We start from the raw sequence: 14,994 nt of genomic DNA, 5'->3' as shown, positions 1-14,994 counted from the left end.
AAATAAATTATTCCTAACTTTATACGCTTTTTTTCTACGCATAAATCATTTTAATAAAGAATAATCACTACACGAAAATAGAGTATGAAAAAAATTTTACTACTCAGTTTGTTTACAATTACTAACTTCCTCAATACAACTGCGCAGCAACTACCGCTCTACTTTGAACCGGAGCAGGATTGCATCAGTGCAACACCTATTTGCGGGAACTCTTACTATCAGGATGATTATTATCTTGGTTTTGGAGAAAACTTTGAAGCACTGCCATTACAAAACTGTATTGAGCCGGGCGAGATCAACTCTGTTTGGTATGTATTCAGCATAGCTTCAAGCGGAACACTGGGATTTACCATCAATTCAAGTGTGGACTTTGATTTTGCTATTTGGGACATCAGTGTCGGAGGATGCGGAGAGATAGGACAAGCCCAGCCTATCCGGTGCAACTATTCGGGGTCAAATTCTCCAACAGGCATGACGGCTGCTACTACTGTGGCCGGAAATCTGAGCTACGGGGATTCTCAGCCTCCCATTATGCCGGGTATTAACGCGGTTGCCGGACAAACTTTTGCACTTTGGGTCAACAACCTCTGGCTCAATCCGTTTACGTTCAGCGGGTATAATATCAACTTTAGCGGCAGTGCTACTTTGGTGGGAAGTGCATCGCCACCTCCCACAATTACGGTGGAAGCCTGCAATATCGGACAACCTATTGTGGTCTATACCTCAGCCCCTATTGATTGCAACACCATTGACAACGGCGCTTTTACGATGAGCGGTGCCGTAATTACCGACATCACCGGTCTTGATTGCGGTGATTTTAGCACGCGTATAGAGATAGAATACACGCTGATCGGTGCGCCGGCAGCCTCTTATACCCTAACCCCGACCGGGTTGACCGATTTATGCGGTAATGTGGTTACAGCTCCGACAAACTTCACCTTTCCAACACCTATACAACTTACCGCCTCTGCAAATGCTATTTGTGGAGGAATTGGCGCAAGCGTTACCATTACTTCCAATATTCCGGGAGACTGGAGTACCGGAAGTTCGGGTAGTTCCATCACCGTTTCTCCCAATGCAACTACCATATATTCGATTGAGGTAATCAACGGTAATTGTTCGAGAACAGAGTCTATTGAAATCACAGTTCATCCGACAGCTTACGCTCAAATTACCCCGCAAAACCCGGCAGTATGTACGGGAGGTTCAGCTTCTCTCAGTGTTTTAGCGCCGGCCGGCTCTTCCATCACCTGGTCAGGAGGGCCGTTTAGCGGCAGCGCAAATGCACAGACTATTCAGGCGACCCCTTCGACCAATACCACTTACAATGTGAGCATCACTACCCCCGAAGGCTGCACCGCCACCAACAGTACTATGGTCTATTCCGGTGCTCCGGCACCTGACCCGGCCTGTGTCAACCTCTATGTAACACCCGGCGGCAGTCCGAGCGGAGACGGAACAAGGGTTGATCCGGTCAACCTGCCCACAGCCATCTCGTTGGCACAGTGCAACAATGCAGTGATCAAATTGTCGGTTGGGGTTTACAACTTTAACCAAACCATTCAACTGTTTGATTATATCACCATAGAAGGCGGCTTCCTGCCCGGTTCTGATTGGGAAAAAGTCAGTACAGACGGTACGCCTGCCACGACTACCATCATCAACCGCACAGCAAGCGGGGCATATCCTTATGACGGAATAGCAGGTGCGCCTGCACTCATCGCTGTTCAAGGTAACAGCATCAGCAATTTCAGATTACAAGACCTTACTTTTACAACCGCTAATGCCCCTGCTTCAACTGTGGAGGGGGTATCTACTTATGGTATATATCTGAACAACTGCTCCAACTACAATGTAGTCAGATGCCGTGCCTTGCCGGGCAATGCTTCGGCAGGGGCTAATGGTGTTGCCGGAACAGCCGGTGCTGCCGGAAGCCCGGGCGGAAACGGAGCAGTAGGGTGCAGCGCAGCACCGCTCGGTTCTCCCAGCGTGAATTGTTCCGGTAATGTGTCGAGCGCGCCCGGTACCGGCGGTGGTGCTGTCAATGCATCTGGTGCAGGCGGGGCAGGGTCAAATGCCGGCGGTCAGGGCGGAAAAGGAGGCTGGCGCTCGTTTAACATGGGCAACGGTCTGAACAACGGACAAAGCGGCGCAGCAGGTGCCGGCCCGGGCGGCAACGGTGGAAACGGCGGTACAGGAAATGGCCCCGGGGGAATCAATATTTACAACTGTGTCTGCGATGCAACAGCTATCACGAACGGTACCAATGGTCAACCCGGTTCGGCAGGATCTGCCGGAACTCCGGGTTCGGCAAGTGGCATTACACCTACTTATTCGGTATTGTTTATTCCGGGTGGGTTGGGCAGCAATGGCACTAATGGAACAAACGGCACCGGCGGCGGCGGCGGTGGGGGCGGCGGTGGTCAGGACTCGGTAGAAGGGTTTTGTCTTCCCAATCCTCCTTTTGGAAACGTATGTATCAGTGCTGACCTCGGCAGCGATGCCGGTGCAGGCGGCGGTGGCGGCGGTGGCGGAGGATATTTGGGCACAGGCGGAACCGGAGCATATAGCGGTGGCGGCTCTTTCGGAATTTTCCTTTGGGCCAACGGGGCCAATGGCAATTTTGTGGATGCTAATGCGGCTGCAGGTGCTGTAGGACCGGGTGGCAACGGCGGTGCCGGTGGCGCAGGCGGAGCCGGTGGTGCTGCCGGAAATGGCGGACAGGTTTTTGCATGCAACCTCGATTGTATAACTTGTTTGCTTCCTAATCCTCTTCCTTTTGGACCGAGTTGTCTGATCAGTATCTCTCCGGGTTTTCCCGATTTTGACCTAAGCCCGCTATCAGTTGGCAATAACAACTGGGAGCGCGATTTTGGAAGCGGGGGTAATGGCGGTGCCGGTGGAGCAGGCGGTGCAGGTGGTGCCGGTGGAAACGGACATCCTGGACAAGCCCAGGCTGTATATATTAATGGAACTCCTTTAACAACCAATATTACCAACTTCAACCTAACTGCACAACCGGTTATTCAGTATAGCGGTGAAAGCTGTGTGGATACCGATATCACCTTCTCCGGCCCTTCTTCACAATCCTGGAACTTAGGTATTAATGCCAATCCCGCAACCCTTAGCGGAGCTTCGGTTACTACTCAATATGATGATATCGGCAGAAATACCATCACCTACGGCAGCCAAACTTATACCGGTTTTGTCAATATCGTTTTGGACTATGTGCCCGAAGCCGATTTCTATACAATGGCCGCCCTCATCCCACCCACTATTGATGAATACCAAGCCTGTGCAGGCGATGCCATAGATTTTCAGGCATTACAACTCGGCATTGATTACGAGTGGGAGTTTATCACCATCAGCGGTGGACCGGCACCAAGTCCTTCAGTTTACCCAAGCAACCCACTTTCACCCTGGGAAACGCTGAACGACATCGTTTTTGCCAATGCAGGCGTGTATAATATCCGTCACCGCGTAAAATCGGACTGTTGCGGATGGTCTGAGTGGGAGTTGATTATCTTAAACGTCGAACCGGTACCGGATTTTACCATACTTCCCAATCCGGCCTATCTCTGTGGATCAGGCACGGTTACATTGAACGTGGTGATTAACAACCCCGCAAGTGTAGATCCAACAACTATTTTATGGACTCCTGCTACGGGATTAAGCGACCCGACAAGCCTAAGTCCAACGGTGAGCGCACTCATCAGCACCACTACCTATACAGTCTTGGCCTATAACCCGGCGGGAAATTGTTATGAAGAAGAAACCATTACGGTCAATGTACAAAACGACCTTGCCTTAGCCGCAACGGTCAATCCCGCCAACTGCGGACCCAATGGCAGCATTGTTATCAACAGTGTTCTCAACGGCATTGGCCCATACACCTACACCTGGCAGCCACCGCTTAGCGGCTCCGGAACAAGTGTAAGCAATTTGGCTGAAGGAATGTATGGCGTTTCGGTTACAGACAACACGACTGGATGCACCGTTTTACAGGAATTTGCCATCAATCCTTCTGCGACAAGTTTGCAGGTTTCGGTCAAAGACATTGTGCCCAATTGTAATGGCGGTGGAAGCAACAACGCCTCGGCGGAGATTAACTGGCTGAATGGCATAGGAGCGTTTACCTTTACCTGGTCAGGTCCTACATCGGGCACAGTACCTGTTGCTGCAGGTGAAATGGGTTATATTCTGACCGCTTTACCGACAGGTTCATACAGCGTTACGGTTACCGATGCCGGAAACGCCAACTGCGCGGATATAGTTACCTTTATTGTTCCCGATGCCATTCCTATGTTCCTTAACCTGCTGACGAGTACCGGTGAAACCGGATGCGGCACAGGAGATGGCACGGCAAGCGTTGTTGCTACCGGAGGAACACCTCCATCCGACCCTTTTATCCCGCAATATACATATTCATGGAGCCAGGATCCTGCGCTCAATTCGCCCGATGCTGCCAATCTTGGGGCAGGCACTTATACGGTGTCTGTTACCGATGATGCGGGTTGTGTGGTGTCGCTCGATGTGGTCATTGATGAACCGGTGCTTGTTTTTACGCTCAATCCCCCTCCCAGTCTTTGTGCGGGAAGCAGCCTCGATTTAAGTACCCTTAACGGAACAGGTGCCGGCACATTTGCATGGTTTGACGCTGCTCCGCCTGCAGGTAATCCCATTACTACGGTATCGCCTACAGTCAACACTACCTATTGGGTGGTTTATTCAGAAAGTGGATGCTCCGAAGTATCCAGTATCACGGTTACCATTAGCGGAGCGCCTACCTTTAGTGTGAATACCCCACCCGAATTATGTGCCGGCGAATCGTTAGACCTCAATAGTCTCAATGGTTTTGGCGGCGGAACTTTTGAATGGTTTGACAATCAACCTGCTTCGGGAAATCCGGTAAACACGATTACCCCTGTTGGAACTACGACTTATTGGGTGCTTTATTCTGAAGGAACCTGTAACGACTCTACCACTATTACGGTGGTTGTAAATCCAACACCGGTATTTACTGTTACCCCGGATGCTACCATTTGTCTGGGCGACAGTTTTAATTTGCCCGACCTGAACGGCCCCGAACCCGGTACTTTTGATTGGTTTGATGCCGAACCGGCTTCCGGTAATTCTGTAACCTCTGTTTCTCCGGCAACCACTACAACTTATTGGGTGCTTTATACTGAAAACGGTTGTACCGATTCAACACAAGCTGAGATTATCATCGCTCCCGTTCCCGATTTAAGCCCAATGACCAACCCACCCGTCTATTGCTTGGATGTGGGGGGTACGATAGACCTTACTTCTTTTAATCCCACCGAAATAAACGGCCTGACCGGAACTTATCAATGGTATAGCGATGCCGGGTTAAGCAACCCTGTCCCCGACCCCACATCTGTGGCTAACGGAGGCACTTATTACGTAGTCTTTACCTCTGCCGATGATTGTACCGATACCGAAAGCATTACCATTGATACCAGTCAGTTGCCTGCTCCGCCGGATAGTCCTGCCGATGCCATCGCTTGTTTCGGGATGCCGATGCCAGATATTTCGGTTGCAGACCCGGGTGCAGGGTTTATCATTACCTGGTATGATGCGCCTTCGGGAGGCAGTGTTTTAGGAACAGGAAACATACTGACGGCACCCTCTCCCGGTACTTTTTACGCCACGATGACCGACATTACCAACGGTTGCGAAAGTACGGCAATCCCGGTATTAGTAACTGCCGGCAATCTGCTTATACTTGGTGAACTTGGCACAACTTGTGCCGCCGATTTGCAAACTTTTGAAATTATTGTGTTTCCTGCCGGAGGCAGTGGTATGGGATATTCGGTTGATGCAGCCCCTTATACCGCTACCTTGAATGTTGATAACAGCTATACCATTAGCGGTATTCCGAATGGCACCTCAATTCCTGCAACCCTAACCGACAGCAACGGTTGCAGCACAACCTTCGACCTAAGTCCTGCTTTATGCGCCTGTCCGGTAATTGCTCCTCCAACCGGTGCTGTCAATGCCGTAGCTTGCCCGGGTGAACCCCTGCCTCAGGTTTCGGTTGCCGATCCGGGAGCCGGATATGCCATCTATTGGTATGATGCCCCAAGTGGGGGTAACTTGTTGGGTGCAGGAAACCCCTTTACCCCATTTTCATTGGGCACTTTATACGCCTCAGTTGTTCAGGTGGTGAACGATTGTGAAAGCAACACCATCCCTGTAACAGTTACAGAAAATCCAGCTTTGCTGTTTAGCGAAACCGGGTCAGACTGCTCGGCAGATTTAACTTCATTCAGCCTAAACCTGTCGGTTAGCGGGGGAAGCGGTTCGGGATATACGATCAATGCTGTGCCTTATACCGTAACCAATAATGGTGGAGGTAGTTTTACGGTTTCGGGGATTCCCAACAATACAACAGCTACGATAACGATTACCGATTCTAATGGTTGTTCGACAACGGGCAATTTGTCTTCGATTGATTGCAGTTGTCCGGTAATTCCGTCACCAACTAATCCGGTTGGGGCAACAATTTGCTTTGCAGGAGTTCCAACGGGTATTTCAGTAACCGATCCGGGAGCAGGATTTACCGTCAACTGGTATGCTACTGCGGCAGGAGGCGCGCCAATTGGAACCGGCGCATCTTTCGTTCCACCGGCTTCGGGCACCTATTATGCCGAGGTGGTAGAAAACGCTACCGGTTGCGCGAGTTTGCGGACTCCAGTTACCCTGACCGAAGCCTCACAGTTGCAGTTTAACATGGACGGAATGAGTTGCTCGGCAGACCTCAATTTTTACAATGTGGATATTACTGTTTCGGGAGGTACGCCTCCTTATACCGTTGATGGAGACATTTACATCGTTTCCGACAATGGAGGCGGCTCTTTCACGTTGATGGATGTGCCGGTAACCACAATGTCGGCGGTCAATATCAGTGATGCGCTTGGATGCAGTATGCCGACCATAGATTTTATCCCGCCTTCCTGTCCATGTCCGGCTGTTATACCTCCGGCAAACCCAGCCGATGCCTTTATTTGTAACGGAGACCCGTTAGCGGATTTATCTGTTGCAGACCCGGGTGCCGGGTTTACCATAGTTTGGTTTGATGCAGCAACCGGTGGAACTCTTGTGGGAACGGGCAATATGTTTACCCCTCCATCAGCAGGAACCTGGTATGCTGCCGTTCAGGACAATGTAAACGGATGTGTCAGTACTACTACTGCGGCTACGCTGACAATTGGTTCTGCCGTTATAGCTGCTTGCGGTCAATAGCACTTGTTCCGCCGATTTGAACAGTTTTACCGCTCAAATCAGTGTGAGCGGCGGAACTGCTCCCTATACCATTGATGCAGGAGGATTAGGTGTTACGGATAACGGCGATGGCACTTACGACATTGCGGGTATTGCCGATAATACAGCAACTTCAGTACAAATTACCGATGCTCAAAACTGCGCTATTCAGCTCAATATCCCCGCACTTGATTGTGTTTGCCCTGTCATAGCACCTCCGGCCAATCCGGCCGGCAATTTCTATTGCTTTGGCGAAACCCCGTCTGCCCTTTTGGTGGATGATCCGGGAGCGGGTTTTGAAGTAAATTGGTACAACTCGCCGATTGGCGGTGCATCTTTAGGAAACGGCATTACCTACACTCCGGCAGCTTCCGGCACTTATTATGCCGAAGTTACCGAATTGGTCAACGGTTGTGTGAGTACCCGCATTCCGGTGGTGTTGACAGAAACCCCGCAAATTTTAGTTATACAGGGAATACATACCTGTTCGACCGACCTGCTTACCTACGATGTGGACATCACAGTCAGCGGAGGTACAGCACCCTATACCGTCAATGCCGGAGCAGCAACAATTACCGACAATGGCGGAGGAAGTTATACTGTTGCAGGAATAGCAAGCAACACCGCAGCAACGGTGAATATTACCGATGCCAACGGTTGTATTGTTTCAACCGGTCTTAATCCGGTGAACTGTAGTTGCCCGCCCATAGCGCCACCTGCTAACCCCATAAATGCTTTCGTATGTTTCGGACAATCATTGGTTTCTTTAAGTGTGGATGATCCGGGCGCAGGGTTAACCGTCAATTGGTACGATGCTCCTGTTGGAGGCACAATGGTGGGAACGGGTACAAGTTATACCCCTTCAACACCGGGAACCTACTATGCTGAAATAGAAGATATTTCCGGATGCAACAGTACGCGTGTTCCTGTTGCGCTTACTCAGGGCGCAGATCTCAATATTGTGCAGATTGACGGCTATTGCTCGGCAGACCTGAATACCTATAATGTCAATCTGCTTATCAGCAATACTTCAGGGTTGGTTACCGCAACCGCTACCGACGACGGTGGGGTGAGTTATGTGGTGAGTGATATGGGCGGTGGTGCTTATTTAGTACAAGATTTGCCGTCAAATGGCACCGGCATCATCACCGTAACGGTAACAGATGCCACCAATTGTGTGGAAACGCTGGTCATTGGCCCCGTTCCTTGCAACTGTCCGGTCATTACCCCGCCTGCTAATCCCGCCGATGCCTTTGTTTGCTTTGGCGATGCACCGGTAGCATTGTGTGTGGACAATCCGGGTGCCGGCTTTACAATAGAATGGTACGATGCTGCAAGCGGAGGCGCGCTGTTGGGTACGGGCAGTTGCTTTACCCCTACGGTAGCAGGAACGTTCTATGCCCTTGCGGTTGAAGATGTTAATGCCTGTATAAGTACAACAGTCGCCGTAACCCTGTCACAAGGAACTGCTATCAACATAAGTCAGACCCCCGGCACTTGTGCGCCCGATTTATTAACCTTTGAAGTACCGGTTACCGTCACCGGCGGCACAGCTCCCTATACCGTAGCAGCAGGAGCAGCAACAGTAACCGATAACGGGGGTGGAAGCTATACCATATCGGGTATTCCAAATACCACCTCCATTACGGTCAGCATCACCGATGCAGACGGTTGTTCGCAAACACTTGCCTTGGCTTCTTTAAACTGCTCTTGCGCCACTACCCCCGAACCTGCCAACCCTGCGGATGCGTTTATTTGTGCCGGCGATGCTCCGGTGGCTTTATCGGTCAGCAACCCCGGTGCAGGATACGTGATCAACTGGTATGATTCTCCTGTAGGAGGAGTACTGTTGGGTACGGGAACAACTTATACGCCCCTTACTCCGGGCACTTACTATGCCGAAACCGAAGAAGTGGCAACCGGTTGCTTCAGTGCGCGGGTTCCGGTAACGCTTTCACAGGGAACTTCCATCAGCATCACCGATGCCGGCGCTGCCTGCTCTGCCGATTTGTTGACTTATGATGTAACTGTTTCGGTTACTGGCGGCACTGAGCCTTATACATTTGATGCCGGTGGTTATACAGTAACCCCGATACTCGATGCGTGGATAATTGAAGATATTACAAGCGGCACTTCAGTTGTGCTGAACGTTACAGATGCCGATGGTTGTCCGGCCTCGCTCGATTTGGGCGTAACTACCTGTAACTGTGCAGTAGTCGCTCCTCCTGCAAATCCGGTCAATAGTGCTTATTGTCAGGGAGCAACTCCTACATCCCTCAGTGTGGATTCCCCGGGTGCCGGCTTTGTCGTTCAATGGTACGATGTGCCTGCCGGCGGTACTCCTGTTGCTACAGGCAACAGTTTTACCCCACCTGCTGCAGGCACCTATTATGCTGAAATACTGGAAACTGCCACCGATTGTGTGAGCAACAGAATCGCCGTAACACTAACCATGACTTCCTTACCTCCTGCGCCCGTAGCTGCATCGCCCAATCCATATTGTGAGGGTGCTGTCATCAATGCTCTCGGCGCAACCGGAACAGGAGGCACGCTAACCTGGTATTCCGATGCTGCTTTAACTACTCAGGTGGGAACCGGCGCAACCTTGAACCCTGTTGCACCCACTGCCGGCAACTCGGTCAGTTATTGGGTTGCTGAAACACTCAACGGGTGTCAGGGTCCGGCAACAGAGGTAACTGTTTCGGTCATCGTTTGTAACTGTATTACCCCCGATCCGCCTGTATTGGATATAACCGGTCAAACAGTATGTGAAGGCGATCCTATCGCCGCTTTTAACGCTACTGCTGCCGCAGGTTTGGAAATCAGGTGGTACTTCGGAGGCGCATTGGTAGGAACAGGCGTTTCGTTTACCCCCACCCAAGCAGGCACTTATACCTTGACCGCTTTTGACACAGCAGAAGGATGTGAAAGCGCTCCGGTAACGGCAGCCCTCATCATCCTCTCCACACCTGTTGCCAACTTTAGTTTACCGGACAATACCTGTCTGGGCGATGCAGTCAGTATTGCCTTTACCGGCACTGCCTCGGCAACGGCTGTTTATTTGTGGGATTTTGGCGCAGATGCCACCCCTGCAACGGCAACAGGCTCTGCCCCTCAATCAGTGAGTTGGAATACTGCAGGAATAAAAACGGTAACACTAACCATTGACGATAATGGATGTATTCATACCCTTTCGCTTCCCATTGCCGTTTCCGATGTGACGGCAAGCATCAGCCCGGATAATAGTTTTATTGATCAGGGGCAGAGCGTAGTGCTGGAAGTATCGGCAACTTCGGCTTTGGGAACCGTACTTTCCTATGAGTGGATTCCAGATACCGGTTGCCCGGATTGTGCTTCAGTTACCGTTACCCCAACCGGCAGTGTCAATACATATACCGTGATTGTCAGCGATGAATACGGTTGTACGGAAACGGTGCTGGCAACGGTAAATGTTATTGCTCGAAACGAGGTAGTTATTCCCAATGCCTTTTCGCCGAATGGCGATGGTATGAACGATATCTTCCGTCTGACCGGTTTTAACGTCAGCGAAGTGAAACTGCATGTATATAACCGTTGGGGCAACGAGGTCTATTTTAATGTATCGTCCAGTCTGACCGATGGGTGGAACGGGGAGTATAAGGGTAAACAACAGGAAATAGGGGTGTATGTATATTATGCAACCGTTACCTTTACCGATGGTACTACCGAAACCTTAAAAGGCAATGTTACACTCATTAAATAAATGATAGAATATCCTCGGGTATTAGTAAACGTTAAGAATAACCCGATTGTTTTTATACTGAAATAAGGTGTTTTGGTTATAGATCAAAGTTATTGCCATGCAATTCAACTGGTTTAATCTTGCGTTGCTGATAGTTGGATTACCGTTAGCAATCAGTTCGATGTTGACAATAGGGCAGCCTCCTCAAACAAAGGGCAATCAAGAAGTTGCCACCGAGTTGGGACGGCATCTTTTTTACGATTCCCGGCTTTCAGCAACAGGGGAGAAGTCCTGCGCTACCTGCCATGACCAGCGATTTGCCTTTACCGATGGTCATCGCCGCAGCCCGGGTTTGTTTGGAGATATGGTTAAGCACAATAGCCTGCCTTTGTTCAATCTGGATTATTACCGCTCGTTTACCTGGGACAATCCGGCTTTGGAAACCCTTGAACAACAGTTGTTGCTTCCGATGTTTGGCGACAGCCCGCCCGAAATGGGGTTAAAAGGACATGAAGAGGAGGTGTTGAACCGGTTAAAAAGGGATACCCTCTATCCGGCAATGTTCCAACAGGCTTACGGTGAAAACGCAATAACTATGGACAATGCCATTAAGGCTTTGGCTCAGTTTTGTAACAGCATCGAATCGTTTAACACACCCTTTAACAACGGCACTATGAGCGAAAGTGCCGAAAGAGGTTGGTTGTTATTTACGTCCGACCGGTTGAAATGTTTTAACTGCCATGCAGGCCCCAACTTTAATCAAACTCCCGAGAAGGAAGGAGCAGAAGGAAATTTTGCAAATGTGGGATTATACAATGCAGGATCAACCGGAGCATACCCCATACACGATCAGGGATTGATTGCATTTACCAAACAAAGTGCAGATATGGGTAAATTCCGCACCCCGTCCTTGCGCAACCTGGCATTTACTGCCCCATATTTTCATGATGGAAGTGCCCGCACTTTAGAGGAGGTGATAGAAATTTACGATCGCGGCGGACGTAACTGGGATGGCGCTTTGGATACAGGAGATGGGAAAGATAATCCGTACAAAAACGAAGATATTGCTCCGCTCAATCTTACAAAACAAGAAAAGGAAGATTTGATTGATTTTTTGATGAGCCTGAACGATACGTCCTTGATGACCAATCCTAAGTTTTCAGACCCATTTACCCATTAATCTTTTTTATTTTCACCATTTTCTGACTAACATGATTGTAAAACAAATTAACAGGGCCAGCCTTAGCCAATTCTGGTTCTTTGCGCTTCTTTTTACAATATTGATACCGGCTTGCTCTGTCGGGAAACAACCATCGGCAAAACTGCCAACTGAGACCAACAAGCAACAGGATATCTCCTACCTCAAAACCGGTACATCATCCGGTCAGCAAAAAGATAGTATCATTTTAAACAGAAAAGCCGCGATTGAACAGGCACTTCAACAGAAAATTCCGGTGTTACTTTTATCAGAAGGTATTAGTGAAAAGCAATTGTTTGCACAACACCTTGCCATTCGCTCGGAAACCTTTATACAACACACGCGAAGTCAGGACAACCTACCCTACCTGAATGAAATATTCGGCATTTACCCCGCCCGACAGAGCGATCTGCCGGATGGTATGCGAAACATTGGCAATCTGTTCAGAATTGAGATGTATAATTACGGGTTGAACCTGGCGACTGTGGCTATTGCAGATATCAATAGTTCTCAAATGATTTGGGTCAATCATTATCCGAATATGCAACCCGATATACCGCCACATTTGGTTGCTCTTGCTTTACACATAGCCACGGAATCGGCTCAGGTGCAGCAGGCATTGGGTTTTAAACCTACGCCGGATTCAGCGTTGATGTCCAATACCAAGACAGCCCTGAACAGAAGCCGGTGTGAGCGCAGTTTACATTTGTGCATAGCCCCTACTTTTGTAAAAGGCGACAAAGCACTATGGGCAATTGTTGATTTAACCGACCTGAAACTGGTTGGTTCGCGGTGGACCAATGTGGGTGATAGTCAGGCGGTAACAGAGCGGCGATATCAAAATGCAAATATGATGGAATGTTATTGCCTGAAGGATTCCCTGTTGGTTCAAAACAATTGGAGAATGAATTTTACCCTGACGAGTTCGGATGGTTTGCGGGTCAGCAATGTAATGTACAAAAACAAGCTGATCCTGCAAAGCGCTAAACTGGTAGATTTTCATGTCAGTTATTCCAATGCAGATGGCTTCGGCTATTCGGATGCAATTGGTTGTCCGATGTTTAGTCAGGCCGCAGTTGTCGCCATCACACCTCCGGAGGTTAAAAACATTGAAGAGGACGGGGTAAATACCGGTTTTGCTCTTGAGCAGAATTTCTTTAGCGAAGGTTGGCCGGCTCCCTGCAATTACAACTACCTGCAACGTTATGAGTTTTACAACGATGGGCGGTTTAGAGTATCGGTAGGAAGTCTTGGCAGAGGTTGTGGAAACGACGGCACTTACCGCCCGGTAACCCGAATCGCATTTGCCCCTGATTTTAATAAATTCTATGAATGGAAAAATAACAACTGGCATCCATGGACAACAGAACAATGGCAGTTGCAGCATTTACAAACAAACTATACTTCGGAAGGCTATCAATATAAGCTTGCCGCTTCCAACAAAAATGGATTTTATATTGAAGCAAACACAGGGCAGTTTAACGACAATGGCAGAGGAGATGAGGCGTTCACCTATATCACCAAACACCATCCCGACAAGGACGAAGGAGACAGCGACCTCATTACGATAGGACCTTGTTGTAATGCAGACTTTAGACAAGGCCCTGAAAAATTTATTGAACCGGAACCTGAATCCATCGAAAACAGCACTTTGGTTTTGTGGTATGTTCCACAACTTAAAAACGATGACACGCCCGGAAAAGAATACTGTTGGGCACAGTCTTACGTTGAAAATGGCATCATTAAGGTGAAAACATTTCCCTGTATGTCCGGACCTATGTTCGTGCCTTTTAAACCTTAAACTCCTGCCATGAAAAAGAATTTCATCCTTTTTGTTGCACTTTATTTTGCACTTTCAGGGATTTCAGCTCAGAATACTGAAACGAAGAAAATTCCTGTAGCCCCCCCCGATTGTAGAAACAACCCGATATTTCTACATCAAATTCCAAACATCAACCCCGCAAAAGCAGCGATAAGCACAACTGAAAAAAAGCTTCGCGGCTTGACGGTTATAGAACTTCAGTCGGCAAAAGACCCCGGTGCTAACAGAACAAATACCTATCAACACCCAACCTGGGATGATGCCGGTTATCTTGGTGCTTTTGTCCTTGATTATGCAGGAAATATCTTTGCAATACCGGCTCCTATGGTATCCGTACTTTATAACCCGCAGTCCGATCAGAATACTATTTTTAAAGTAGATTCGAAAACTGCGGAATTAAAGGCATTTTTTCAAATTCCACACAACGCACCGGACGACCGGTATAATCCTGCCAACCCTTATGGTTTGCTTGGCATTTTTTATGATTGCGACAACCATACGCTCTATGCTTCTTCCGTGTTCGGTTCTGATGCACAAAACGAAATCGGCAAACTTGTACATATTGATATTGCCACACAAACCATTACTGCACAATACGATAACGTAGATCCTTTCGGTTTGGCAGTTGCCCGCTCTACCGGTGAAAAACGCCTGTATTTTGGCAAAGCCCGAAGCGGGGATGTATTTTCTCTGGCTTTGGATAGTTTGGGTAATTTTACAGGACAACCGAGGTTTGAATTCTCCATTGAAGGAATGGGGCAAAGAGGGGATGACCGAGTCAGGCGAATAAAACCTCTTCCAAACGGCGATTTGCAAATTACCGGATTAGAGTTTTACTATAATTTGATAGCACCCACCGAAAAGCCGGAAACAACCTATTATTTCTCTTATGATTTAAAACTTAACAAGTGGTTCCTGATTGGTTTTGAATAATTCTAAAGGAAAATATTTTCATCCCTCAAATTCCCT

General features: G+C 48.8%; 5 protein-coding genes. All 5 read left to right on the top strand.

From position 1 onward, the window contains the following. The first annotated feature begins 84 nt into the window (after positions 1 to 84). The 5 genes from IPM47_02540 (at position 85) to IPM47_02520 (ending at position 14,958) form a co-directional block, all read left to right on the top strand. Entirely contained in the window at positions 85 to 7,266 is a 7,182-nt protein-coding gene (locus IPM47_02540) for a hypothetical protein (protein ID QQS29855.1), read from the top strand. Between the two features lie 16 nt (positions 7,267 to 7,282). Further along, positions 7,283 to 11,026: a gliding motility-associated C-terminal domain-containing protein gene (locus IPM47_02535; protein ID QQS29854.1), complete on the top strand. Its 3,744-nt coding sequence runs from the start codon at positions 7,283 to 7,285 to the stop codon at positions 11,024 to 11,026. A 97-nt stretch (positions 11,027 to 11,123) separates the two neighbouring features. Further along, complete coding sequence (locus IPM47_02530; protein ID QQS29853.1) at positions 11,124 to 12,185, top strand: di-heme enzyme; 1,062 nt, start codon at positions 11,124 to 11,126, stop codon at positions 12,183 to 12,185. Positions 12,186 to 12,216: 31 nt separating this feature from the next. Further along, positions 12,217 to 14,004 carry a hypothetical protein gene (locus IPM47_02525; protein ID QQS29852.1) on the top strand — a complete coding sequence of 596 codons (1,788 nt, stop codon included), beginning with the start codon at positions 12,217 to 12,219 and terminating at the stop codon, positions 14,002 to 14,004. 9 nt (positions 14,005 to 14,013) lie between these two features. Then, a complete protein-coding gene (locus IPM47_02520; GenBank protein ID QQS29851.1) occupies positions 14,014 to 14,958 on the top strand; it encodes a hypothetical protein in 945 nt (314 codons plus the stop codon). Positions 14,959 to 14,994 lie beyond the last annotated feature (36 nt).

Source organism: Sphingobacteriales bacterium, from assembly GCA_016700115.1.
Classification (GTDB): domain Bacteria; phylum Bacteroidota; class Bacteroidia; order Chitinophagales; family UBA2359; genus UBA2359.
Note: the sequence above shows the minus strand (reverse complement) of the source record. Positions and strands in the feature narration are given on the sequence as shown.